General features: G+C 38.0%; 24 protein-coding genes and 1 other annotated feature. Of the genes, 17 read left to right on the top strand and 7 right to left on the bottom strand.

Annotated elements, in window-relative coordinates:
- Nucleotides 1-28 precede the first annotated feature (28 nt).
- Together fabF and OPF91_RS04355 are read left to right on the top strand one after the other, a co-directional pair.
- The gene (gene fabF / locus OPF91_RS04360; RefSeq protein WP_264987462.1) at nucleotides 29-1,270 is read left to right on the top strand and encodes a beta-ketoacyl-ACP synthase II; all 1,242 of its coding nucleotides are present in this window, start codon (nucleotides 29-31) and stop codon (nucleotides 1,268-1,270) included.
- A 161-nt stretch (nucleotides 1,271-1,431) separates the two neighbouring features.
- Complete coding sequence (locus tag OPF91_RS04355; protein ID WP_264987461.1) at nucleotides 1,432-1,641, top strand: YuzI family membrane protein; 210 nt, start codon at nucleotides 1,432-1,434, stop codon at nucleotides 1,639-1,641.
- Here the strand turns inward: OPF91_RS04355 and trpS are convergent.
- On the bottom strand, nucleotides 1,638-2,627 hold the full coding sequence (trpS, locus tag OPF91_RS04350) for a tryptophan--tRNA ligase (protein ID WP_264987460.1): 990 nt from the start codon (nucleotides 2,625-2,627) through the stop codon (nucleotides 1,638-1,640). The genes OPF91_RS04355 and trpS overlap by 4 nt on opposite strands.
- A 59-nt stretch (nucleotides 2,628-2,686) precedes the next feature.
- Nucleotides 2,687-2,907 (bottom strand) — a binding site (T-box leader).
- 647 nt (nucleotides 2,908-3,554) lie between these two features.
- Here trpS and spxA point away from each other — a divergent pair.
- From spxA to pepF, 4 genes are all read left to right on the top strand, one after another.
- Nucleotides 3,555-3,950, top strand: coding sequence for a transcriptional regulator SpxA (gene spxA / locus OPF91_RS04345; RefSeq protein WP_264987876.1), 396 nt, complete (start codon nucleotides 3,555-3,557; stop codon nucleotides 3,948-3,950).
- Nucleotides 3,951-4,661: 711 nt separating this feature from the next.
- On the top strand, nucleotides 4,662-5,330 hold the full coding sequence (mecA, locus tag OPF91_RS04340; RefSeq protein ID WP_264987459.1) for an adaptor protein MecA: 669 nt from the start codon (nucleotides 4,662-4,664) through the stop codon (nucleotides 5,328-5,330).
- A gap of 136 nt (nucleotides 5,331-5,466) precedes the next feature.
- Nucleotides 5,467-6,579 (top strand): competence protein CoiA, encoded by a 1,113-nt coding sequence (locus OPF91_RS04335; RefSeq protein WP_264987458.1) that lies wholly within the window; start codon nucleotides 5,467-5,469, stop codon nucleotides 6,577-6,579.
- 55 nt (nucleotides 6,580-6,634) lie between these two features.
- On the top strand, nucleotides 6,635-8,452 hold the full coding sequence (pepF, locus tag OPF91_RS04330) for an oligoendopeptidase F (RefSeq protein WP_264987457.1): 1,818 nt from the start codon (nucleotides 6,635-6,637) through the stop codon (nucleotides 8,450-8,452).
- Nucleotides 8,453-8,622: 170 nt separating this feature from the next.
- Here the strand turns inward: pepF and OPF91_RS04325 are convergent, their stop codons facing one another.
- The 5 genes from OPF91_RS04325 to OPF91_RS04305 form a co-directional block, all read right to left on the bottom strand.
- Nucleotides 8,623-9,078 carry an ASCH domain-containing protein gene (locus OPF91_RS04325; protein WP_309297408.1) on the bottom strand — a complete coding sequence of 152 codons (456 nt, stop codon included), beginning with the start codon at nucleotides 9,076-9,078 and terminating at the stop codon, nucleotides 8,623-8,625.
- Between the two features lie 498 nt (nucleotides 9,079-9,576).
- Nucleotides 9,577-10,392, bottom strand: a complete 816-nt coding sequence (locus OPF91_RS04320) for a DsbA family protein (RefSeq protein WP_264987456.1) — start codon at nucleotides 10,390-10,392, stop codon at nucleotides 9,577-9,579.
- Nucleotides 10,385-10,792 (bottom strand): globin domain-containing protein, encoded by a 408-nt coding sequence (locus OPF91_RS04315; protein ID WP_264987455.1) that lies wholly within the window; start codon nucleotides 10,790-10,792, stop codon nucleotides 10,385-10,387. Before OPF91_RS04315 ends, OPF91_RS04320 begins: the two co-directional genes overlap by 8 nt.
- 190 nt (nucleotides 10,793-10,982) lie before the next feature.
- Nucleotides 10,983-11,681 carry a lytic transglycosylase domain-containing protein gene (locus OPF91_RS04310; RefSeq protein ID WP_264987454.1) on the bottom strand — a complete coding sequence of 233 codons (699 nt, stop codon included), beginning with the start codon at nucleotides 11,679-11,681 and terminating at the stop codon, nucleotides 10,983-10,985.
- A gap of 7 nt (nucleotides 11,682-11,688) precedes the next feature.
- Nucleotides 11,689-12,273, bottom strand: coding sequence for a CYTH domain-containing protein (locus OPF91_RS04305; protein WP_264987453.1), 585 nt, complete (start codon nucleotides 12,271-12,273; stop codon nucleotides 11,689-11,691).
- A gap of 203 nt (nucleotides 12,274-12,476) precedes the next feature.
- Between OPF91_RS04305 and OPF91_RS04300 the strand changes: the two genes are divergently transcribed.
- The 7 genes from OPF91_RS04300 (at nucleotide 12,477) to OPF91_RS04270 (ending at nucleotide 23,334) form a co-directional block, all read left to right on the top strand.
- The gene (locus OPF91_RS04300; RefSeq protein ID WP_264987452.1) at nucleotides 12,477-12,860 is read left to right on the top strand and encodes a UPF0738 family protein; all 384 of its coding nucleotides are present in this window, start codon (nucleotides 12,477-12,479) and stop codon (nucleotides 12,858-12,860) included.
- A 36-nt stretch (nucleotides 12,861-12,896) separates the two neighbouring features.
- Nucleotides 12,897-13,565, top strand: coding sequence for a GTP diphosphokinase (gene yjbM, locus OPF91_RS04295; RefSeq protein WP_264987451.1), 669 nt, complete (start codon nucleotides 12,897-12,899; stop codon nucleotides 13,563-13,565).
- Entirely contained in the window at nucleotides 13,565-14,359 is a 795-nt protein-coding gene (locus OPF91_RS04290; RefSeq protein ID WP_264987450.1) for an NAD kinase, read from the top strand. Before yjbM ends, OPF91_RS04290 begins: the two co-directional genes overlap by 1 nt.
- On the top strand, nucleotides 14,334-15,260 hold the full coding sequence (locus OPF91_RS04285) for an RluA family pseudouridine synthase (RefSeq protein WP_264987449.1): 927 nt from the start codon (nucleotides 14,334-14,336) through the stop codon (nucleotides 15,258-15,260). Before OPF91_RS04290 ends, OPF91_RS04285 begins: the two co-directional genes overlap by 26 nt.
- 306 nt (nucleotides 15,261-15,566) lie before the next feature.
- Nucleotides 15,567-16,943, top strand: a complete 1,377-nt coding sequence (mgtE, locus tag OPF91_RS04280) for a magnesium transporter (RefSeq protein WP_264987448.1) — start codon at nucleotides 15,567-15,569, stop codon at nucleotides 16,941-16,943.
- Nucleotides 16,944-16,995: 52 nt separating this feature from the next.
- Entirely contained in the window at nucleotides 16,996-17,373 is a 378-nt protein-coding gene (locus tag OPF91_RS04275; protein WP_264987447.1) for a hypothetical protein, read from the top strand.
- A gap of 660 nt (nucleotides 17,374-18,033) precedes the next feature.
- Nucleotides 18,034-23,334 carry a fibronectin type III domain-containing protein gene (locus tag OPF91_RS04270; RefSeq protein WP_264987446.1) on the top strand — a complete coding sequence of 1,767 codons (5,301 nt, stop codon included), beginning with the start codon at nucleotides 18,034-18,036 and terminating at the stop codon, nucleotides 23,332-23,334.
- 73 nt (nucleotides 23,335-23,407) lie between these two features.
- On the opposite strand, the gene OPF91_RS04265 is transcribed toward OPF91_RS04270, so the two are convergent.
- Nucleotides 23,408-23,932: a CotY/CotZ family spore coat protein gene (locus tag OPF91_RS04265; RefSeq protein ID WP_264987445.1), complete on the bottom strand. Its 525-nt coding sequence runs from the start codon at nucleotides 23,930-23,932 to the stop codon at nucleotides 23,408-23,410.
- A 134-nt stretch (nucleotides 23,933-24,066) separates the two neighbouring features.
- Between OPF91_RS04265 and OPF91_RS04260 the strand changes: the two genes are divergently transcribed.
- From OPF91_RS04260 to spoVAE, 4 genes are read left to right on the top strand one after another with little or no spacing between them, the layout of a single operon-like run.
- Nucleotides 24,067-24,474, top strand: coding sequence for a hypothetical protein (locus OPF91_RS04260; RefSeq protein ID WP_264987444.1), 408 nt, complete (start codon nucleotides 24,067-24,069; stop codon nucleotides 24,472-24,474).
- On the top strand, nucleotides 24,475-24,930 hold the full coding sequence (gene spoVAC / locus OPF91_RS04255) for a stage V sporulation protein AC (RefSeq protein WP_264987443.1): 456 nt from the start codon (nucleotides 24,475-24,477) through the stop codon (nucleotides 24,928-24,930).
- Complete coding sequence (locus OPF91_RS04250) at nucleotides 24,924-25,919, top strand: stage V sporulation protein AD (RefSeq protein ID WP_264987442.1); 996 nt, start codon at nucleotides 24,924-24,926, stop codon at nucleotides 25,917-25,919. The genes spoVAC and OPF91_RS04250 overlap by 7 nt, the downstream gene beginning before the upstream one ends.
- A gap of 16 nt (nucleotides 25,920-25,935) precedes the next feature.
- Nucleotides 25,936-26,295, top strand: coding sequence for a stage V sporulation protein AE (gene spoVAE / locus OPF91_RS04245; RefSeq protein WP_373877033.1), 360 nt, complete (start codon nucleotides 25,936-25,938; stop codon nucleotides 26,293-26,295).
- Nucleotides 26,296-26,335: the final 40 nt, after the last annotated feature.

Genomic DNA, 26,335 nt, shown 5'->3' with positions numbered 1-26,335 from the left:
CAAAGGATAAGATGAGGGGAGTATAACAATGGGTAAACGTCGAGTAGTTATTACAGGGATTGGCGCAGTAACACCTTTGGGGAATAGCATCGAAGAAACATGGGCTAATATTAAAGCTGGTAAATCGGGCGTTGGCGAATTGACACGTTTAAATAAAGAGCTATTTTCAGCTAAAATTGCTGCTGAGGTGAAAGATTTTGATATTGAAAAATACGTGGATCGTAAAGAAGCACGTAAAATGGACCGCTTCACACACTATGCTTTAGCGGCATCCATCATGGCGATGGAGGATGCAGGGCTTACAATTGATGAGGAGCTAGCACCTCGTGCAGGTGTTTGGATTGGTTCAGGTATCGGTGGAATGGAAACATATGAGCAACAATTTTTAACATTCCAAGAGCGTGGAGCAAGACGTGTCAGCCCATTCTTTGTACCAATGATGATTCCTGATATGGCTTCAGGACAAGTATCGATTCGTTTAGGTGCAAAGGGCATTAACTCTTGTACAGTAACGGCCTGTGCTTCGGGAACAAACTCTATCGGTGACGCATTTAAAGTCATTGAACGTGGTGATGCAGATGTCATGATTTCAGGTGGCGCAGAATCACCAATCGTCACAATGGCTGTCGCAGGTTTCTGTGCAAATACAGCACTATCATTAAATACAGATCCACAAACCGCTTCTCGTCCGTTTGATAAAAACCGTGATGGTTTCATCATTGGTGAAGGAGCAGGTATTGTTATTTTAGAAGAATACGAACATGCAAAAGCACGTGGTGCAAAAATTTATGCAGAAGTCATTGGCTATGGTTCGACTGGTGATGCTCATCATATTACAGCACCAGCTCCAGAAGGAGAAGGCGCTGCACGTGCAATGGCACAGGCATTAGCTGATGGCGGTGTGGAGCCTTCACAAGTTGACTATATCAATGCGCATGGTACAAGTACACCATACAATGATTTATTTGAGACACAGGCTGTCAAAACAACATTTGGTGAGCATGCATATAAATTAGCAATGAGCTCTACAAAATCGATGACAGGGCATTTATTAGGTGCAGCAGGTGGTGTAGAAGCTATTTTCACAGCATTAGCATTGAAAGAGGGCATCCTACCACCAACAATCAATTTAACAGAGCCAGATCCAGAATGTGATTTGGACTATGTACCAAATGAAGCAAGAGAAGCGACGATTCAGTATGCGATGAGCAATTCTCTAGGCTTCGGTGGCCATAATGCGAGCTTACTATTTAAAAAATATGAAGATTAATTATGCTTCGGTGTAATTGTGTCTAGACTTTTCCGAAATCGCTCGAAAAAGCTCATATGAATCAAGATAAAAACGTCAGCCTAATTTACAAGGCTGACGTCTTTTTTGTTGTTAAAATGAATAGATGATAAGTAAGAAGAAATAGAAAGGATGCTATAAATTTGTTTCGTTTCTTTTTATTTTTAATTAGTTATGGTTTTATGATTTTATCGCTTGGTAACCTTGTCCTGTATTTGAACTATCGCACACTTGGCTATTCTTGGATAGCTGTACTACGATTTATGACGCAAACGACTGAATTTTATATAGCTGTAGGTGCTTGTATTGTACTTTGTGCCATCGTATTAAATATGCGGTTAGAAAAACATTAACGACGTGCACGTCCGAGTCCTATTGCTTCTTCCATACGCTTCAATGTTGCACTAGCAATAGCATTCGCTTTGGCAGCACCCTCATCTAAAATAATATCTAATTCAGCGGATTCAACTAAGTGATAGAACTTTTCTTGAATCGGTGTTAAATGCTCAATAACCGCCGTCGCCACACCTTGTTTGAAACCACCATAGCCAAGCCCTTGATATTTTTGTACAAGCTCTTCTATCGCTACACCTGAAAGAGCAGATTCGATGATTAATAAATTGGACACGCCAGGCTTATTTTCTACATCAAATGCTACAACCCCATCAGAATCTGTAACAGCTGATTTAATTTTCTTTTCAATCTCTTTTGCTGAATCTAAAAGTTTAATCGTTGCTTTTGTATTTGGATCAGATTTACTCATTTTTTTCGTAGGCTCTTGCAACGATTTAATGCGTGCACCTGCTTTTGGTAATTGAATTTCAGGAATGGTAAACACATCGCCATAACGTTTATTAAAGCGCTCTGCAAGGTCACGAGTCAGCTCGATATGCTGCTTCTGGTCATCCCCTACAGGCACAATATTCGTATTGTATAAAAGAATATCAGCTGCCATTAATGGTGGATAAGTTAAAAGCGCTGCGGACACACTTTCTTTACCATGTGATTTATCTTTAAATTGTGTCATACGCTCTAATTCACCAATGGATGCAACACATTGTAGCATCCATGCAGCTTGTGCATGTGCTGGTACTTCAGATTGAATAAACAGCGTAGATTTCTTTGGGTCAATGCCTGTTGCAATATACGTTGCAGCCAAATTACGAATGCTTTGACGCAGCTCTTTTGGATCTTGTGGTACTGTAATTGCATGTTGATCAACGATACAATAAATAGCATTGCCTGCATCTTGTAGCGCAGGGAATTGTTTGAATGCCCCTAAATAATTGCCTAATGTCACAATGCCTGTTGGTTGTACACCTGAAAAAATAGTTGTCATGTTTTTTCCTCCTTTGTTTACGAAAAAAACATCATGCGTCCTCATTAGATTTTTTCTAATGAAGGGACGAATGATGTTTAAATCCGCGGTACCACCCAGCTTGCCAAAAGGCCACTCAGCTTCGTAACGTGAAGAAACGAGCTTTGCTACTTAAATACAGTCGGTTCACAAAGCTAACTCAGAAGGCCCATTCCAAATGCTGACATGGTCTGTTTTGCAGCAATCACAGACTCTCTAAACATGTCTAAACAAATGTACTATTCTTCGTCAACGTTTTTACATTTAGTTATTGGAAAAGATTATATATAAAAAAGCGGTAGATGGCAAGTAGGTTTTTCATCATTATGGTGCATGGAGTAATTCCTTTTTTATCTTGGTTCAGCAAATGGTTTTGTATCGAAAGTGAAACGTCAGCGGCAAATAAAAAGCCATTCGCTGAATCAAGATAAAAGCCCCAGCGGATGTCATGGATTTTGAGGGCCTACATGATGTAGGTCAGTTAGCCGTTGTCACAGGATGTGATGCTTTTAGGCTAACTTCCTTTATACGAGCGAGCTCGAAAAAAATCCAGACGCAATTACGCTGAAGCGTAATTGATGAAAAACGAAACAAATAAGAACGGTTATTCGTCTAATTTGTACACGAGGAATTGACACTATTCTCGATTGATTCATTTTAAATGAGAAAATAATAAAGAGAGGTTTAAAAATCCATAAAAAGGGGAATAGTGAGAATAGATCAAGAGAGATTTGCAACGATTAGAATAACAGCGAATATATTTTGTAAATGTGACAATCTTTTTTTGTAGTAACTATATTCAAACACAATGGAGTCATGTATAATAATGATTGTAGATTTACATTACATTAATTCTAATTTAGCGTATCGTTTTATAGATAAAATTGGATGGAAGGATGTGTAAGAATGATTGTAACTTTATTTACGTCACCAAGCTGTACATCTTGTAGAAAAGCAAAAGCATGGTTAGAAGAACATGATATTTCATATACAGAGCGTAACATTTTCTCAGAGCCATTGAGCATTAGTGAAATTAAAGAAATTTTGCGTATGACAGAGGACGGAACAGATGAAATTATCTCAACCCGTTCTAAAATATTCCAAAAATTAAACGTTGATGTAGAGAGTTTACCTTTACAACGTTTATACGAATTAATTCAAGAATATCCAGGGTTATTGCGTCGTCCGATTATTTTGGATGAGAAACGTCTGCAAGTTGGCTACAATGAAGACGAAATTCGTCGTTTCTTGCCACGTAGAGTGCGAGCTTATCAATTACAAGAGGCGCAGCGCATGGTAAACTAAGGATGATCATGAGATGTTACATATGCCTTTTCGCATATTGTGACATCTATTTTTATTTTATCGAATATCAGATGTGTTGATTATGCAAATATTAGTTGTGAAAAGGCGTGTTTTGCAAGAACATGCTTTCTTCTATAGCCTTCACTTGTTCATTGGAGTGGAGGGAGTGACTCCAGCGGCAACAGCGTAGGCGGAAAATCCATTTTTTCAGCCCTAGCTGAAAAAATTAGTTGGAGCCTGTGTCCGCGGAAAGCGTCTCCCGCAACGGAAATGAACAAGTCTTTAGTATCCTTTGTCAAGTAAAGGCTCATCAACACGTCTGATCTAATATATTATAAAGTACTCTATATTTAGTTGACGGTGTGGTGTTATAAATAAAAACGACCAACAGACGATTAATAAGGGATAAATCAATAGAGAAAATATATTTGAAGGATACAGTATATTAAACTTGATTTTCATGAAATAGTTTACTACAATTTCAATAATTCAAATAACTTCTACGAAAAGGTGTATATCCTTTTCATTTTATAGCAAAACAGCATACAATAGTATTAAGGATAACTGTGAACGGTTATTCTATGATTTACGTGTAGTGTAGTCAAAGGTTGAAAAACAAATGAGGCATGAAGAGTAAAAGTAATGAATAAAAGCATACTAATGGCACTAAAACGTTTTTCAACAAATGACCGTGAAGGGAGATGAGGTCTAATGGACATCGAACGTGTAAATGAAAATACGCTTAAGCTCTTTATAACGTACAATGATATTGAGGATCGCGGCTATAGTCGTGAAGAGATTTGGTACAATCGTGCAAAGGGCGAACAACTTTTTTGGGATATGATTGATGAAGTGAACACAGAAGATTATTTTGATGTAGAAGGTCCCATTTGGATTCATATCAACGCATCTGAAGTAGGCTTAGAAATCATTGTCACACGTGCCCACATTTTAAAAGACGGTGAAACATTAGATGGTCATTCACATTTTGAGGAAAATAAAGATATATTTGCTCCATTTGATGAGGCTGGAGAGGATTTGTTAAGCCAGCTTACACAATTCGGTGATGTGAGTGAAGCGGAACTATTAATGGATACAGATATTTATGTTTATAAATTTAAAGATATCGATGAATTGATTCCAGTAGCAAAACGTATGACGGATGAATGGATGGAGTCATCTTTATTTAAATATGAGGGATGGTATTACTTGGTTGTAGACTTTGTGAATGCGGATGATGAAGTAAACTATCATGATAAAAATGCAGTGATTAAAGAGTTTTTAACGCCATCGAATTTTACGATTCACCGTTTAGAAGAATATGGCGAAAAAATTATGGAAAAAAACTGCTTTGCAACAATGCGTCAATATTTTGCATAATTGAATGATGCTGTGGAGTAACTTGATGAAAATTGAGTTATTCTATAGCATTTTTTTAATTTCAACAAAACACCGTTAGTTATTTGTATAGATGACAATGTTTTTATACAATGAGTCCAAAAGGGGATTACATGGTATGTTGACAGCGTATAATGAGCAACAAATACTTTTTTTACCTTACCAATACACAAGGGAGGATTTAAAGAAAATACGGAAGGAGATGCAGTTTTATTGTCCACAATGTCAGCAACATGTGCAGCTAAAAATCGGTCAATATAATATACCTCATTTTGCACATCCAGCCAATAATCGTTGTGACCAATTATTTTCAGAGGGTGAATCGAAATTACATTTAGCAGGGAAAAAGCAGTTATTTGAATGGCTTAAGCAATGGGAGCATTTTGTGACATTAGAGCCCTATTTATCAAATTTAGCACAGCGTCCTGACATATTAGTAACAAAGGGACAGCAGCAAATTGCCATTGAATTTCAATGTAGTGCCATTTCACATGAAAAATGGTCAGCACGTACAGCAGGCTATCAACAGCATCATATTCAACCACTATGGCTTTTTCAACTACCAAAATCAAAGCATTTTTTACAAGGTATCCATAGAATAACGATTCCACCAATATGGCAAAAAACAATGATTCCAACTAAATATGGATTGTCCTATATCATGCTATATGATGCGGTACAAGCTCAATTTATTTATGTGACAAATCTTCTACCTGTCCATGGTCATACATTTATCGGTAAAGTACAGGAATTACCTCTCCAACAACAGCATTTTCCTTTCTATGAACCCAGATCTATTACCCAAGCTGAATTTTATCAATACTGGCAGTTATATAAACAATATTGTTCCCAATTTGTTTATCGACGATTAGCCTATAGTAAAGCAGGTGTACAAGATCCTTTTTTGCGTAGTTGTTATGAATTGCAGTTTTCGTTGACAGCGATGCCTGATTATATAGGTATTCCGCTAAAAGATGCAGAAGTGATGTCGATGTTTTCGAGTGAGTGGCAAATTTTTTATCATTACTTTTGTCATCAATTGCAAGTACTGCCTCATGAATTAAATGACGATAACATTCAATTGTTTTTAACAACCTATCATATGGAGATGACGAATCAAGCGCTAAACATCATACAAAATTATCGAGCTATATTGGAAAAGGAGTATCTAAAAAGAGGGAATATTCCGAATTTTTATCAAGAAGTGTATAATTATTTGCAATTGTCATAATTTATTGAGAAAATATGAGCGTATAGGAAATTTTCACACAAGGGGGCTAGCATACATGGCTAGTAATGAAGTTTTAGTAAGAAATGAAGTACCAGAAGAGTTAACATGGCGTTTAGAGGATATATTTGCTACAGATGCTGCATGGGAGGAAGAATTCACAGCAGTATCGGCGTTAGCTAAGAAAGCATCTAATTATGCTGGTACGCTAAACGATGGAGCAGATGCACTATTAGCGGTGCTAGTATACCATGATCATATTTATGAACGTGCAATGAAACTATATACGTATGCACATATGCGTTATGACCAAGATACAACAAATAGCTTTTATCAAGATATGAACAGTCGTATCCAAACATTGGCTACAAATATTTCAGCGGCTTTATCATTTTTAACGCCTGAAATTTTATCATTAAGTGAAGAAACGATTGAGCAATATTTAACAGAGAATACAGAATTACAATTATATAAGCAATCGTTAAAAGAAATTACACTAGGACGGCCACACGTATTACCAGCAGAACAAGAGGCATTATTAGCACAAATGTCTGAGGTTACTGGAACGGCTGCCAATACATTTGGGATGTTAAACAATGCGGATATGGTCTTCCCGAAAGTGAAAAATGAAGATGGGGAAGAAATTCAATTAACGCATGGCAATTATATTAAATTTTTAGAGAGCAAAGATCGCTCTGTGCGTGAAGCTGCTTTTAAAGCAATGTATGGCACATATGATAAATTTAAAAATACATTTGCTGCAACATTAACAGGTAATGTCAAAAAGCATAATGTTAATGCACGTATTCGTAATTATGAATCTGCACGTCATGCTGCTATGGAAAATAATTTCATTCCTGAAAATGTCTATGATCAACTAATTGAAACAATCCATAAACATTTACCAACAATGCAGCGCTACATTGCATTACGTAAAAAATTATTAGGTGTAGATGAGCTACATATGTGGGACTTATTCACACCGCTTGTGAAAGAAGTGGATATGAAAGTTTCCTATGAGGAAGCGAAAGAAACACTTGTCAAAGCATTAGCGCCGTTAGGACAAGAGTATCAAAGCATCGTACAAAATGGCTTAGATAATCGTTGGGTAGACGTGTTGGAGAACAAAGGGAAGCGCAGTGGTGCATATTCATCAGGTGCATATGGTACAAATCCATATATTTTGATGAATTGGCAAGATAATATGACAAATTTGTTCACACTAGCACATGAATTCGGTCATAGTGTACACAGCTATTATTCACGTCAAACACAGCCATTTGTTTATGGCGATTATTCTATTTTCGTGGCAGAAGTAGCATCTACGTGCAATGAGGAATTATTAAATGATTATTTATTAAAAACAATCGAAGATCCTCAGCAAAAGATTTACTTATTAAATCACTGGTTAGATGGTTTCAGAAGCACAGTGTTCCGTCAAACAATGTTTGCTGAGTTCGAGCATATTATTCATCAGCTTGATCAAAACGGCGAATCGCTGACGGCAGAGCGATTAACCGAAGTATACTATGAGTTGAACAAAAAATACTTTGGTGATGATATGGTCGTGGATAGCGAAATCGGCTTAGAATGGTCACGCATTCCACACTTCTATTACAATTACTATGTCTATCAGTATGCAACAGGGCAATCTGCTGCAACAGCATTAAGTAAACAAATTTTAGAGGAAGGTGCACCAGCTGTAGAGCGTTATATTAATAACTTCTTAAAAGCGGGTTGCTCAAACTTCCCGATTGAAGTGTTAAAAGCTGCTGGTGTAGATATGAATGTAGCGAAGCCAATCGATGATGCATGTAAAGTGTTTGAAGAGCGTCTGAATGAGCTAGAAAAATTATTAGTAGGTAATAATGCATAAGCTAGATTTCACGGAAAGGCTCTGTCCAAAACAGAGCCTTTTCATGTGTGGAAATAGATAAAGGGGTATCTTGGTAACAAAATAAATTATTTGTGAATAATTGAAAAAAATTAATAATGAGGATTAAATTTTTTTATTCATAAATTTAATCAAGTTTCTCAAAATGTACTTCAATTATCTATATCATGCTCCCATAACCCTAATTTCCCTTTAGCTGGTATGAAATCAATGAATATTTCTTTATTGGAAACTTCCCAAGCAAAGTTTCCTATTCTAAAATCTCCTAAAAAATAGTCATTACCTGAAACAGTGCGTCCATCTTCCAATAGAGCATTTTCGAAATTATCCTCTGTTACTTTTAGACAATTTATAAGGTTGCATACGCCAATGATCATGCCAGTTGGTAGATTTTTTTGGTTCAATCCATGCTGACTAAGTAAATAGTGAATTTCTTTATTCGTACAAGCATTACGATCTATTTTTTTGCTTGTGTGAATTGCTAATGGACCACGATATTTCGTATGCCATGTTCTTGTTTCATATTGAGCTTCATTTAGTAAAAAGAGGCTAGCCCAAGGTTGAATCATTGACAGAACCTTCATATAAACCATAGCACTTCCTTTCATTTTCATACATCGCATTAAAGTGACAGTGAATCTTATTTTTGCAAAGTAACTTCTCCTATTTATGGCTTTAAATTAATGGTTACCAAGTAACTTCAAAAGTATTCGTAGTATTTAATCGCTATTGTGTATACTGCTAAGAAAAGGCTTGTAAACAAGTGACAAAATTGCTTGGCTCATCGTGTAGATTATTTTGTAACAAAACGCACAAAGTTCTATTGTAAGCAGAGCCTTTTTACATATACCTACCTGTAATCGCTTTCTATTTGACAACTTTGTGAATCTAGCAGTGGTTTTATTGCTTAATTGTATGGAGCGTGATAAAGTAATACATGTGAAATATATCACATAACAAACATACACCCCTTTGTTTGAACGTGAACATTTCTCCCATCCCCTTTGTGAAAAAGAGGCGTCATAATTGGCGCCTCTTTTGTTTGTATATAGTCATATGAAAAGGAGCTACTTAAGAATTTTTATGTTCTTAAGTAGCTCCTTCTATTATTTGAGGCGCCATAATGTAGTGTGGGTCGTTTGGAGACGTTCCAGTTTTTGTTGGAGCATACGTTTTTTTAATTCCCGCTCTGCTATTTGTTCAGGTAATGAATAGATGAAGGCAACTTCTGCCGTCGATAAGGTATGAAATTTTAAAAATAATTCCTCGATCGTTGGTAATGGTTGACGCACAAGCTGCTCGGCCATCATTTCTTGTAAAATATGTTCATAGACTTCATAAGCGTAATTACCACTTACTTTCAACCCTTCATCTTCAATACATTCATTAAAAAAGACAATACTAGGTACTTCATCTACTTCCATTTCACACTTAATATATAAATCTGACTGGAAGGCACGTGCAGCTTCTTTAGAACCAAAGTCCACGGTAAATTCGCTCATATCTAACTGCACATCTTCTGCAATTTTCAATAAGGTTGCGTAAGAATTGACATCTTGATGGTTTAATAAAACATACTCTTGTAGCTTTGCTAAATAGCGTGCACCTGCACGTTTTCCCTGTAGCTCAGCTGCTTTAATGGCGATGGATGGTAACACAGGATGATGAATATCAAGTTCAACACCTGATACACAGCCTTTGACACGATTACTTAAGCAATTTAATGATGTCAGCTCTGTGCTCAATACAAGTCGCCATGTAAAGTAGTGGTGATATTCTAATTGCAACTTTCTTAGCACCTTTTGCATGGCAAATGCTTCAGGGCAAAGTGGATCTAAAAAAATATATAGCTCAATTGGCTTATTAGCGGTAGCGACAGATACAACTGATGTTGGCTCTTGTAGTGTTTGGATATTATTCACGTAACAATTCCCCCTCATCGTCATCTGGCGTATTTATCATATGATGGGCTGTTAATACTAAGCGTTGATAGTACGTTTCACGGAATTTCCCTTGTAGACCCACTTCATCCATTGCTTCAGCCATACATTCAAGCCAAGCCTGCGCACGTTTAGGTGTAATAGGAAAAGGTGTATGACGTGCACGCATCATTGGATGTCCATGCTCTTCAGTGAAAAGATTAGGCCCTCCCAAATATTGTGTTTGAAATTGAATTTGTTTACGGGCAGTCTCTGTCAAATCTGGTGGAAAGATTGGCATAAGATCGGGATGTTTCGCTACTTTTCTATAGAATGCATGAATGAGTTCAGCAAGTTTTTCAGCACCTAGCTCCTCATAAGGAACAGTGTATTTTCGATTCATAAGGTTATGCTCCTTTAAGTCTTTCTATATATGATATCGTGAAATGTGAATTTCCTATGACTATTCTCATTCTATCAACGTCTTTTCGTTAACACAAATAAAGCGCTCTTTAGAATTAGCTGAACAGATGCGTCCATTAAGAAAAATGTGCTTATCGTTCGATTATAAAACCAATACTGAGCTTTGTTTGTTAAAGGGTAAAGTAATCCATTACCTTTTTAACATAGTTTTGTGTTTCTTTGAAAGGTGGTATACCGCCGTATTTTTGTACACGTGAAGAGCCCGCATTATAGGCTGCTAAAGCAAGCTCAGGGTCATTATTAAATTTATCTAGCATTTGACGTAAATATTTAGCACCCGCCATAATATTCTGTTCGGGGTCAAATGAATTTGTGACACCTAAATATTGTGCTGTTTTGGGCATGAGCTGCATTAAACCTTGTGCACCTGCGTGACTGACAACGCTTGGATTGAAATTGGATTCTTGCTTCATAACAGCAGCAATTAGTTTAGATGGTACATTATATGTTGCGGCTGCTTTGTCGATGATGGCCGTATATTGGTTTGCCCCAGCTAATGAAGAAGCGTAGGCTTTGGAACCAATAACATCATCTGCAACATAGCTATCTAGCTTTTTACTAGCTAATGCTGCTTGTACAGATGCAGGAATAAAAACAGGATTCGCTCCATTGTAAAGTAAAGATTGCAGTGGCGTTTCTGCGCCGTTCGTTGCTGTTGTATTCATACCACGTAATTGATTACTGTCAGTGCCATTTAGTAAATCATCAATCAGTTCAGCAAAAAGAGAGTTATCGGATGAACTGTCTACCGAGCCTAATGATTGCAATGATTGAATATCAAGTAATGTGGAAAGTGATTTAATGTCCAAGGAAATATCATCCCTTCTGTTGTAGTGCTTTCATAAAGCGAGCGATTTTTTTGGCGGTTACTTTTTTTTCAATATGATGCTGTTGTAGAAAATCGTCGAAAATTTGTGCGCCATTGATAGCATCTGTTGTTTCATATTCTACCTCATAATCATCACACTGCAAATAGAACGAGTGATCGAAAACGAGTAGCCCACCTTTGTAGGGCAATTCTACACGATCTGTCGTCAATGAGCCGAATACAGCTAACTCATCTACTGAAATAGTATAGGATTCTAGTTTTTGTGCAATTTCTTGCGCATAAAATCCTTCACCTGCTAGCATTTTTTGTGCTTGTTCGGCTGTCAATTCTTCTGTTGTTTCTAAATGTGTATGTTCTGCACTTTTTTCTTTTAATGTACATTCATAATAATTGTCGATTTGTCGAATACGCAAGCCACTTTGTCGATTGCGAATACTTTGAGAGGGTGTATCGAAATAATGATTTGTTTGTCGATGAACCATTTGTTTATCAATTTGAAATTCTTGTAGTAACTGTTCATATTGTTGAGCCGTTAATAAGTTTTTAAATTCAATTTCCATTTCTTGTGCCATATCTATCACCTTTTTCTTTGATGTTATCTAGCTCCAGCAAATTCGTTAGCCAGTATCACATTTAGGCTAACTTTCTTTCTATGAGGAAGCTTAAGAAAATCCAACCGACCATAATTGATATAGAAGTTTTATTTTTCACACTGCAACTCGTTACCCTGTATGCTAAAATAAAGGGAAGAGTATGATGAAAAGAGGAACAATGTGTGCGTAAAATTTATACAATTGAAACAAGTAGTATCGAAAATGAAAAGCTTTATTTTAGTTTAAACGACAGTGAAGAAAAGTTACAGTTAAAACCTGCGGACCGACTCATTGCAGATTCAGATGATTTTGCGTTTATTTATTTAATGGACGCAGGAGATATGTATCATTATTTACGTTTTCCAGAACCAAGCTGGAGCCAACTTCTCTATGTATTACAGCAAAAACAAAATCCACTACTAAAGCTAGGGGAAGAAGTAATCGAGCTGACTAATTTCTATGACGAGTTGGAGATGCTGGTTTACAATATTGAAGGAAACTCGAATTATGGAGCACAATTTGTACAGGCTGTTGAGCAGCATTTTCAAACAATTTTAGCTGAATAAAGGTCAACGTTGTACCGAGTGTCGGGAGGTTTTACGATGGGACAATGGGAAAAATTTTTAAGTCCATATAAGCAAGCTGTAGATGAGCTGAAAATTAAGCTAAAGGGTATGCGTACACAATTTGGCATTGTTAATGCTAATTCACCTATTGAATTTGTGACAGGACGTGTGAAACCTTTAGCTAGTATATATGATAAAACATTAGAAAAGGGGCTAGCATTTGAGCCTTCAAAAGAATTAGGCGATACACTAGGAGATATTGCAGGTGTACGCATTATGTGTCAATTTGTTGATGATATTTCAACTGTAGTGGAACTAATTCGTCAGCGTAATGATATGCGTGTTGTGGAAGAGCGGAATTATATTGCACAAAGCAAACAAAGTGGTTATCGTTCGTACCATATGATTGTCGAATATCCAGTTGAAACAATTCAAGGAAGAAAAGTCGTATTAGCAGAAATTCAAATCCGTACATTGGCAATGAATTTTTGGGCTTCTATTGAGCATTCTTTAAATTATAAATATAAAGGGATGTTTCCAGAAGAAATAAAAAATCGATTGCAAAGTGCAGCAGAAGCCGCTTTTCGATTAGATGAGGAAATGTCTTCAATCCGCAGTGAAATTCAGGAGGCACAGGCATATTTCAGTGAGTATAAGGAAGCATCGAATCCAACTTTATTATCAGAAAAGGAGCGTGATACATAATGAAATTTGCAATTCAATCACGTCGAGATGCACAATCAAATGAACTAATGGAGTTAGCTCGGAATTACTTACAAGATTTTGGGTTAACCTATGATGAGGATATGCCAGAAGTTGTTATTTCCATTGGTGGTGATGGTACGTTATTACACGCCTTTCATCGTTACTCACATTTACTAGATCAAGTTGCTTTTGTAGGGATTCATACAGGACATCTTGGATTTTATGCGGATTGGAAACCATCTGAATTAGAAAAACTCGTATTATCCATTGCTAAAAAAGATTTTAATGTAGTGGAGTATCCTTTATTAGAAATTCAGGTAGAGCATCATAATGCGGAGTCCAACACGTATTTAGCGTTAAATGAAGCGACTGTCAAATCGCCTGATGTCACATTGGTCATCGATGTGGAGTTGAATGGTAATTTATTTGAACGCTTCCGTGGTGATGGCTTATGTATTTCAACGCCTTCAGGTAGTACAGCTTATAATAAAGCATTAGGTGGGGCGATTCTCCATCCGACATTAGCAGCTATTCAACTAACGGAAATAGCGTCCATCAATAATCGTGTTTTCCGTACGGTCGGCTCACCATTAATTTTGCCTGCACATCATCATTGTGTATTGCGTCCAGTGAACGGACAAAATTTCCATATGACAGTAGATCATCTAAAAGTGTCACAGGGCGATGTGAAGTCAATTGCCTTTAATGTAGCTGATGAAAAGGTGCGCTTTGCACGTTTCCGCCCATTCCCATTTTGGGAGCGTGTACATGAGTCATTTATTGCCAATGAATAGTGGCACGGATTCTAGATTTACAATGCAGTTTATCGCAACACAAGATGGCCAACTATTACGGGAAGCTTTACAAGAATGGTCCATCTCTAAACGAGCATTAACCTCCATTAAATTTGGTGGAGGTCTCTTAACCGTTAATGGTATCGAACAAAATGTTAGGTATCCTCTTTCTCAAGGAGATTTGGTAACAGTGAAGTTTCCATTAGAGGAAAGAAGTGAAGGCTTAGTTGTAGAACATGGTAATTTAGAGATTGTCTATGAGGATGAGGCATTACTAATACTCAATAAGCCACCTTATCAAAGTACGATTCCTTCACGTGAACATCCGACGAAAAGTGTAGCCAATTTTGTTTGCGGTTATTTTCAACAACAAAATGTAGCATCCACTGTGCATATTGTCACAAGGCTTGATCGAGATACGTCTGGCTTACTTTGTATTGCAAAACATGCGCATATTCATCATTTAACAGGCTTGGCACAACGTAAACGAGATATCTCTCGTCAATATGAAGCCATTGTACATGGGCATTTGGCACAGGACTATCAAACAATACAAATGCCAATTGGTCGTAAAGAGAGTAGCATTATTGAACGAGAGGTGCGAGCAGACGGTCAATTTGCTCATACCGATGTGACGGTATTACAGCGTTTTTGGTTAGAGGATGAGCCAATGACGTATGTACGCCTCAAGCTACACACAGGACGTACACATCAAATCCGTGTGCATATGGCGTTTATTGGACATCCATTAGTAGGAGATGAATTGTATGGAGGCTCTCGTCAACATATTGGTAGACAGGCATTGCATTGTGTTTCATTAGAGATGATGCAGCCATTGACAAAGCAGGCATTGCATGTGACAAGTCGTCTAGCAGATGATATTCAGCGATTATTACTGTAAATGGGCAATGTTGAGAAAATAGGGCGGAGATGTTCGCAAAACGGACATCTCCTTCGTATTTTTTACACGTTATTAACAAAGAAATGAACATTCTCATGTATAATCAATTACGCTACAGCCGAATTGTGTCTGGATTTTTTCGAGCTTACTTGAAAAAGTATCTCTTCAAAAAAACAAGGTAAAATAGAGCCTTTTTGAGGTAATAATGGATTCTACAGAAACAGATAAAAAAAGGGTTTGCCCTATAGCATAGTACACACTATTATATAGTAGGTAGAGAGGAACGTTCGGAAGGAGGGGACAAGCGTGATAGAAGAAAAAAATGAAAGAAATGATGTACAATTCGATGAAGCTCATCTACGACAAATGCTAGAGGCACATGATATTGATGCCTTTCGTGATGAATTTTTAGAGCTACATCCATATGATCAGGCAACGTTTTACGAAAAGGTGGAGCCTGATATAAGGAAAATTATCTACTCGTTCTTGTCTCCGACGGAAATGGCTGATATTTTCGAGGTTATTGATATTGAGGATGATGAATATACAGCGTATTTAGCAGAAATGGAGCCAGCGTATGGGGCATCCATGCTTTCTCATATGTATGCCGATGATGCGGCAGATGTATTAAATGAGTTAGATACAGAACAGCGTGAAAGCTATTTAGGTATGATGGATGAAGAAGCAGCCGAAGAAATTAATGAGCTTTTAAGCTATGATGAATATACAGCTGGTTCGATTATGACAACTGAGTATGTGGCGATTCCAGAAAACTCCACAGTGCGCTCAGCCATGACAATTTTACGCAAAGAAGCACCAGATGCAGAAACCATTTATTATATTTTCGTGGTAGATGATGAACATCGTTTAACAGGTGTTATTTCATTGCGTGACTTAATCATTGCAGATGAGGATACATTGATTCGTTCGATTATGAATGAACGTGTAGTGATGGTACACGTCAATGATGACCAAGAGGAAGTCGCACAAATTATAAAGGACTATAATTTCTTAGCGACACCTGTTATTGATGATAAGGGAGAGCTACTAGGGATTATTACAGTCGATGATATTATTGATGTTATTGATGAAGAAGCATCGGAAGACTACTCGAAATTAGCGGGTATTTCGGATATGGATAAATTCGATATTACCTCATTACAAGCGGCGAAAAAACGTTTGCCATGGCTTGTTGTTTTATTATTTTTAGGAATGCTCACAGCTAATTTAATGGGACAATTCGAGGCAACTTTAGAACAAGTGGCATTACTCGCTGTCTTTATTCCATTGATTTCAGGTACTTCAGGAAATAGTGGCACACAGGCATTGGCAGTAGCGATTCGAGGAATTGCGACTGGAGATGTGGAGGAATACAGTAAAATTAAATTGCTAATGCGTGAAGCGGGGACAGGCTTAATGTCAGGGATTACATGTGGACTTATTGTCATTGGCATCGTCTATATTTGGAAGCAAGAGCTTGTTCTAGGAATGCTTGTTGGTGCGGCATTATGCTGCTCTATTTTAGTAGCTACACTTGCCGGTTCCTTTATTCCTTTATTAATGCATCGTTTAAAAATTGACCCTGCTGTAGCATCAGGACCATTTATCACAACAATTAATGATATTACGAGTATTTTAATTTATTTAGGCTTAGCTACGGCCTTTTTGAGTCAGGTAGGCTAAGAACCAAATGATTCCCTTTTGCATATTGTATGAAAAAAGGGAAGTGAAGCATGTGGAGCGAGAGCCACGTTTATTTATCAAATCACCATCGTATTTTTTAGAAATTTCGAAGGTGCTGCATGATTTTGATTTAGATGAAAGCACATCCGTTTATGTGAAGGAAGATGTGCTACATGCAGTAGTAGACGAGGAGCCAGTGGATCCATATTTGCTGAAACAGCTACAATTTTTAGAAAAACCTTTCCGTCAAAAAGCCTACCAGCCTTTATTTGTCACATTAAAGGATGGACGCAAGCTAAGTGGTACAGCATCAGACGTGCAGACGGATTCCTTACTATTAACATCATTAGAATTACAAACACAGGAAATCATTTATTTTGAGGATATTGTACAAATATTATGGCGTGGGAAGCAATTGCCGACGATATAAAATATAATCAAACAATTCATAACAATAGAAGCAAGACTGACTTTGAGCAATAGGCGAAGTCAGTTTTTTGTTGTGAAAAATCAGTAAGTAGCGTTTTTCAAAAATTTGCAACTGAAATTTGTCTAAAATAAGGTGATTCATTCACCAAAAAATATAAGGAAGAAAAGAAATATTTAGATTAAAAAGATGGACTATATCTTTGGGCACTACGTTGTTACTAAAAGTCACTACGTAGATAGATAAGCTAGCAAACAAAGAAGAAATTTAAGTTACAGTAACAATTATAAATATTGAAATAGATAATTAGTAGGACAATGACAGTTAGTAAAATTAAAGTGAGAATAATTGAAATTGATAATGGGATAGACAGTATAAAATGGTTGTATCTACGCTTATTTTTTATGAAAATAGCGGTAAATTTCCACATGTGCATTGTGAATATGAACATACTGTAAACAGATGTATTAATATGTAATTTAAAAATATCCACTGACTTTTGAATGACTAGGTTTTATTAATAAATATTGCATAAAAAAATTTTTAGAAAAGTTAATTTTTTAACTGAATTTTAACCTTTTAATGTAATAATGGATTTTATACACTTCCAGTTAAACTTTGGTACATTTTTTTAAAATTTTATATGAGGAGGAGCATAAGAGGATGAGAAAAACAGCTTTTTTGAAATCGCAAGCAATTTATAAAGGGTTCAATATATTTGTAAAAGTCATCATTATATTAGTGATGCTTACTATAAGTATATTACCTGTAAATGTACAAGCTAATATGAATGTGAGTTTTGGAAATATTAAAAAAGATATTGAAAATAGCACGACGATAGATTCCTATATAAACTCTCGGAATTATACAGAGCCTGTTGTTTTAGGAGATAAATTATTTGTTATTTGGGGTGATTGGAATAACGGAAGTTACCATACTACTGTAGTTAATAAAGATGGTACTTTGACTCAACTACCTAATGTGGTAATTAGTCCTAGAGCAAATGATAATACGGACACAGTTTTATATAAAGGGCTTACAAATGGTAATATATTAGTATATTGGTATAGTGAAAGTGCAGGGACAGGATTTACAGATACTTATTTTAAAATTATTAATCAAAGTGGAACTGAAGTTGTACCAGCTACAAAAATTAACTCTGCATCTGGAAGCTTAAATAGATTTACAGAGGTTGCTCAGCTTTCCAATGGTAATTTAGCTTTTGTGTGGGCAACAGATGGAACTAACTATGCTTTAAGAAGGTTCACTACTTCAGGTACACCTGTTGATGCTTCTCAGTTATCTATTACATCTTTAGCTGGAATTACTGGTTTGTCACAGTATACACATAAAATAGCAGCTGATTCAGCTGGACGTTTTATGGTTATGTTTTCTTATTATAATCCTAACTATATGGGGATGATATTTGCAAATGACTCAACAACACCGATTCAAGTAAACGGTCAAAATGCATTTGTGATTGCTAATCGACTTTCAGATGGGGATGCGATGTTCCAATTCAAAACCCTAGCTAATGGGAAGTTTCTTACTGTATACCGCAAACAATCTACTTCAGGATCCTCGAATACTCATACAAGAAATATATATTATAGATTATATAATGCGGATGGAACACCCTATACTAATGAAGTAATGATTAGACAATTGCATTCATGGGGAGAAATAAAGGATATTTTTGTAACAGATAATGGTTATTTTTTATCTTATTTTTATAAAGATTCAACTATAAAGACTAATTATTATGAATATTACGACAATGAAGGTGTTTTTGTACGTGATTACTCAGCAGATTTTATTGCTAGTTTACCTACTCTTATCAGTAATGATGGATTTTACGCACCTTTTAAGGATATTGACGGAAATATTTCATTTATTATCAATGATACAAATGGTAGAGCTGATTATGATTTATGGTTACTAAGAAGTAGTCAAAATCCTGTTAGTCCAGATGCACCAACAAGTGTAACGGCAACGGCAGGGAATGGACAGGCAGTAGTAAATTTCACAGCTCCAATAAATGATGGAGGAAGTGCAATTACAGGCTACACAGTAAAAGTGTACACAGGAGGAGTCGAGCAAGTAGCGCTAGCGAAAAATGGGACAACGAGCCCAATTACAGTAACAGGCTTAACAAATGGAACAGCGTATACATTTAAAGTGATTGCAAAAAACAGTGTAGGAGATAGCACAGAATCAACGGCAACAAGTGCAGTCACACCGATAGCACCAGCCACAGCACCAGATGTGCCAACGAGTGTAACGGCAACGGCAGGAAATGGACAGGCAGTAGTAAATTTCACAGCTCCAATAAATGATGGAGGAAGTGCAATTACAGGCTACACAGTAAAAGTGTACATCGGAGGAACGGAACAGCCAGCGTTAGCGAAAAATGGGACAGCGAGCCCAATTACAGTAACAGGTTTAACGAATGGAACAGCGTATACATTTAAAGTGATTGCAAAAAACAGCGTAGGAGATAGTGCAGAATCGGTGGCATCCAGTGTGGTCACGCCAATAGCGCCAGCCACAGTACCAGATGTGCCAACGAGTGTAACGGCAACGGCAGGAAATGGACAGGCAGTAGTGAATTTCACAGCTCCAATAAATGATGGAGGAAGCCCAATCACAGGTTACACAGTGAAAGTGTACGCAGGAGGAGTCGAGCAAGTAGCGTTAGCGAAAAATGGGACAGCGAGCCCAATTACAGTAACAGGTTTAACGAATGGAACAGCGTACACATTTAAAGTGATTGCAAAAAATAGTGTAGGCGATAGCACAGAATCAACGGCAACAAGTGCAGTCACACCGATAGCACCAGCCACAGTACCAGATGTGCCAACGAGTGTAACGGCAACAGCAGGAAATGGACAAGCAGTAGTAAATTTCACAGCTCCAACAAATGATGGAGGAAGCCCAATCACAGGCTACACAGTAAAAGTGTATATCGGAGGAACGGAACAGCCAGCGTTAGCGAAAAATGGGACAACGAGCCCAATTACAGTAACAGGTTTAACGAATGGAACAGCGTACACATTTAAAGTGATCGCGAAAAACAGCGTAGGAGATAGCACAGAATCAACGGCATCCAGTGTGGTCACGCCGATAGCACCAGCCACAGCACCAGATGCGCCAACAAGTGTAACGGCAACGGCAGGAAATGGACAGGCAGTAGTGAATTTCACAGCTCCAATAAATGATGGAGGAAGCCCAATCACAGGTTACACAGTGAAAGTGTACACAGGAGGAGTCGAGCAAGTAGCGCTAGCGAAAAATGGGACAGCGAGCCCAATTACAGTAACAGGTTTAACGAATGGAACAGCGTACACATTTAAAGTGATTGCAAAAAATAGTGTAGGAGATAGCACAGAATCAACGGCATCCAGTGCAGTCACACCGATAGCACCAGCCACAGTACCAGATGTGCCAACGAGTGTAACGGCAACGGCAGGAAATGGACAGGCAGTAGTGAATTTCACAGCTCCAACAAATGATGGAGGAAGCCCAATCACAGGTTACACAGTGAAAGTGTACACAGGAGGAGTCGAGCAAGTAGCGTTAGCGAAAAATGGGACAGCGAGCCCAATTACAGTAACAGGTTTAACGAATGGAACAGCGTATACATTTAAAGTGATTGCGAAAAACAGCGTAGGAGATAGCACAGAATCAACGGCATCCAGTGCAGTCACACCAATCGCACCAATGACAGTACCGGATGCCCCAACAAATGTAATGGCAGTAGGAGGAAATGGACAGGCAATAGTAAGTTTTGATGCTCCAATGAATGATGGAGGAAGTCCAATTACAAGTTACACAGTGAAAGTGTACACAGGAGGAATGGAACAGCCAGCGTTAGCGACAAATGGGCCAACAAGTCCGATTATGGTAACAGGCTTAACAAATGGCACAGATTATACCTTTACAGTTATTGTTACGAATAGTGTGGGAGATAGCTTAGAGTCTCTTGCTTCTGTTGTAATTACACCAAATCCAGCTCCATTAACAGATGATCAAGCTGTAGCACAAGCAGCTCTTATTTTAGGAATTGGATATGCTACAGGAGATAGTGCTACAATAGTGACGCAACCACTGACATTACCGACAATAGGTATTGAGCAAACCATTATTAGTTGGTCTTCGAGTAATGTAAGTATTATACAACCAGATGGTATGGTTATTAGACCAAGCTATGTACAAGGAGATCAGCCAGTCACGTTAACAGCAACAATTGTCAAAGGTAGTGCTGTGGTAAGCAAAAATTTCACCATCCATGTGAAAGCATTGAGTCAAACTGATATGGAAGCTGTGACACAAGCAAAAGAAGCATTAGAAATAGGTTATACGGTGGGAGATAGTGTAGCACATGTGACAAATAATCTACAGTTGTTAACTAATGGACAAGTAGGTACAACCATTAGCTGGTTATCCAGTAATCCATTAGTCGTACAGCCAAATGGCAATGTGATACGACCACTTATAAACGATAGCGTAGTGATGTTAACAGCAACGATTACTAAGGGCAATGTTACTGATACAAAATCGTTTGTAGTTACAGTAAAAGGGATGAATATACCTACTATTCCAGAGATAACACAACCATCTATTGGAGAAAACACATCTGTTGATGATAATGATGCAATAAATTCAACAAGTGAGCAATTCATGGTGGATGTACAATCTGGGGATGGACAGGGCGTATCGAAAACGGTTGTTAATCGTACAAGATACGCAGATGGTACAGTACAAGATCGTGTGACGCTAACGTCTCAAAGTGTAAAAGAAGCTTTAGAAAAGTTAGGGGAGAATGATGCAAATATAATCCGTATCATGTTGCCAACGGATGCAGCAAATCGTGTACAACAGACAGATATTATCATGGAACAAATTGTTTTGGCATTGTTAAAAGTGGGGCAAGTACATTTAGAAATTGTGGCAGATGGATCGAAAATAATAGTTCCACAAAATTCGTTACAATCTTTTGATCAGGAGCTTTATTTCCGTATCATGCCAGTAAAAGCACAGACAACAAAACAGCAATTAGAGGAACGTGCCAAAGCAGAGGCAAGTATACAGCAATTAACAAACACTGACATAATCACATTGCTAGGACAACCAATGACGATTGAAACGAATATGCAAAATCGTCCTGTGACCCTAACATTGCCATTACCACAAAATGTAACACAGGAGCAGTTGGACAATCTAGCGGTGTATATTGAGCATAGTGATGGCACGAAAGAGGTTGTACGTGGGCAAGTGGTGGATTTCAAAGCAGGGACAAAGGGAATTCAATTTGAAGTAACGAAATTCTCGACATTCTCGATTCTGTACGCGCCAGTGAAACAAGAGCAGCCGAAAGAGGAAGTGGTGGTAGAGGAACAAATCTCTACGCCATACATTAAAGGCTATGCAGATGGCACATTCCGCCCAGAAGCATCGGTCACACGAGCACAAATGGCGAGCATGATGGCGCGTTATGTAACAGATAACGAAATTCCAGAGGCAACAGCAACATTTACAGATACAGCAACACATGATGCCAAAGATGCGATTGAATTTGTGAAGGAAACAGGTTTATTCAAAGGCACAACAGAGACAACCTTCAATCCAAATGGCTCCATTACACGAGCACAAATGGCGACGGTTGTAGCGCGTTGGTTAGCGGAAAATGGTGAAGTAGCTAACTCGCAGGCAAAAGCATTTAAGGATGTCAGCAACAATTACTGGGCAGCCGAAGCCATTGCAGTAGTAAGTGCACAAGGGATTATGACAGGTACAAGCACAACAACGTTCAATCCAGAGGGCTATTTAACAAGAGCGCAGGCAGTAAAAGTATTAAATCGTTTATTCGAGCGCCAAGTGACAGCAACAGAACAAGCGCCATTATTCACAGATGTACCAAGCAACCACTGGGCATTTGATGAAATTCAAGCGGCAGCAAAATAGTATATGAATAAAAGGTGTACAGCCCCCAGTGCTGTACACCTTTTTATGTGTAGTGTGTCAAAGGTGAAAGAAATTAGCGACAAATCCCTAAATCAACATCAGCAATACATTGCACTGCGCAGAAGCAAGCTAAGTCAACCGTAATACAGCTATCCGTAGCGCTCCAATCATCTACTTTACAAATCTTTTTCATGTTGATGCAGCAGCCGTCACGACTTAATAAATCGACCGTACTTTCGCTAGAATCGAATGTACATAATGGTTCTAAAACACGTAAAGTTGCACAGCATTCATCAAACATATCTTCTACACGGAAAAACACCGATGTACAAATACATGGATCTGCTGTTGGTGAATTAAAGAATGCTTTGAATGGTGTACCGTCTTTTGTGATTAACATAAAGACACGTGTATCTGCTGAAGTGCGAGCAGGACTCACAATACCACCAAGCGGCTCTAAGAAGCAGTTTGCTGTACATGCTGAACATTCATCGCGTACAGCCTGGTTTTGAATATCTAAAATGGCGCGAACTACGTCACAAACGCAGCCTGCTGACTGGATTGGTCCAATAGGATTTGTTGGTTTACCACAACCCATATTGCCACCTCCTTTCCCTTGTTACTACTTCTACAATATGTCGATTTCGTTATCACACTCGGGCTTTCGTATAGGTGATAAAATGAATAGTTTTTTTATTTGCGGTGAAACTGTAAAGAAAAGGAGGAAACGACTTGCGACATTTGATAAAGACATTATTACTATGTATAGGAAGTATGTTACTGCTGAGTGGATGTATGGAGAAGGAAAAATTTGTGGTGTATGGTGCAACAACGCAAGGGAAAGATGTTGAAATAATCGTAAAGGATGCTGATTATGTTGAGCGTGCTACAGTCATTCAATTTGAAGATAGTATGCTCGTCGCTGTTCAAATAAAACCATGGCGTAAATGGCAAAAGGCAAAATTAGAGAAAAAACTACAGAAACAATTGGATAAGAAATATCCAAAGCAAGAAATACTGGTATCTGCTGATTATAAAATATTTTATGAAGCCAATAAAATAAAAAAGGAGCAACTGGAGAATACTAAATTAAATGAACGATTAACAAAATTGAAAGAGCTAGCAAAGGAGCAAACATAAATGGAAAAAGAGCAATATCAAAAATTAGAGCAGTATGTCACACCAAAACCTCCCTATTTAAAAAATGTTGCTAAAGCCTTTGTAGTAGGTGGTTTGATTTGTCTAATAGGGCAAGCCGTATCCTTGTTTTATATGGTCTTTTTTAATTTTACAGAGGCGACAGTTGGCAATCCAACCGTTGCTACTATGGTGTTTTTTTCGATGATTTTAACGGGCATTGGTTTGTATAAGCGCATCGGTCAATTTGCTGGAGCGGGCTCCGCTGTTCCAGTTACAGGTTTTGGGAATGCCGTTATTTCAGCAGCAATCGAACATCGCTCAGAAGGTTTTGTGCTTGGGGTAGGGAGTAATTTATTCAAATTGGCAGGTTCTGTTGTGCTGTTTGGTGTAGTATCTGCATTTTTTGTCGCATTAATTAAATATATTCTTGTGACGCTAGGGGTGGTATCATGGTAATTATTTTTCCATCGAAGCCTTCCGTGTTGGCTGGCGGAGTAGCGGCAGGTCCTCTTGAAAAGCGTAGCATTTTTAGCTCCTATTTTGATGTGCTGTATGATGATGAGCGCTGGCAAATGAAAACGAATGAACAAGGCCACCGACAAATGGTACAGGAGGCTTGCCAGTCAGCGATAAAAAAATTAGGTGTGCAAAATGCAGAGGTTGATTATTTTTTAGGTGGGGATTTGGTCAATCAAATGACACCTACAAATTTTGCAGCAAGAGAATTAGCTATGCCGTTTATTGGGTTATTTTCTGCTTGTGCAACATCAGTATCTTCAGTGATTGTTGCAAGTTTGCTGGCAGAGCTAGGTGCCGCGAAGTTAGCATTAGCAGGTGCATCTAGTCAGCATAATGCGGTGGAGCGACAATTTCGTTATCCGGTTGACTATGGAGCACAAAAACCACAGACAGCTCAATGGACAGTAACGGCGGCTGGCTATGCCTTAATTGGTCAGCATCGAGAGGATTGTCCAGCCATTGAAGCAGCAACGGTTGGTAAAGTGGTTGACTATGGGATGGATGATCCATTCCATATGGGGGCAGCGATGGCTCCAGCAGCATTTCAAACGATTCAATGTCATTTGGAACAACGTGAGCAAAAAATATATCATTATGACTTAATTTTAACGGGTGATTTAGGTCAGCTTGGCTTGAAGCTGTTAAAAGGAATGTTTGTAGAAAATGGTGTAGATAATGAAGAATTGACCATTTTACGAGATGCAGGTGCAGAATTCTATGGGCAAGATGAGGCGTTTCAATCGGGGGCAAGTGGGGCTGGTTGTTCAGCCGCTGTCTTTTTTAGTTATGTATTACAACAAATGCGTGTGGGAACGTATAAACATGTACTGCTTGTAGCAACAGGGGCATTGCTATCTCCTTTATCTTTTCAACAAGGTGAAACGATTCCTTGTACGGCACATGCAGTTGAGTTGACGATGAAATGAGGAAATCATAATGGTTATGACGTTTGTTTTTGCCTTCTTTATAGGTGGTATTATTTGTGCAATTGGTCAGCTATTAATGGATGTTGGAAAACTGACACCAGCACATACATTGAGTACGCTAGTGGTCATAGGAGCTATTTTAGATGGTATGGGTTTGTATGAGCCGATTATTCATTTTGCAGGTGCAGGTGCAACAGTACCGATTACTTCTTTCGGTAACTCATTGACACATGGTGCCATAGCAGAGGCGGAAAAGCATGGGCTTGTTGGTGTATTGACCGGTATGTTTGAGGTAACAAGCTCTGGTATTAGTGCAGCGATTATTTTTGGCTTTATCGGTGCATTGATTTTTAAGGCAAAAGGTAATGTTGATTAGACGAATACCCCTCCCATTTCTACACTGTCAACATATGATA

Source organism: Lysinibacillus piscis (genome assembly GCF_026012395.1).
GTDB classification, from domain to species: Bacteria; Bacillota; Bacilli; order Bacillales_A; family Planococcaceae; genus Lysinibacillus; species Lysinibacillus piscis.
The sequence above is the reverse complement of the archived record's forward strand: the minus strand, read 5'-3'. Positions and strand labels throughout refer to the sequence as shown.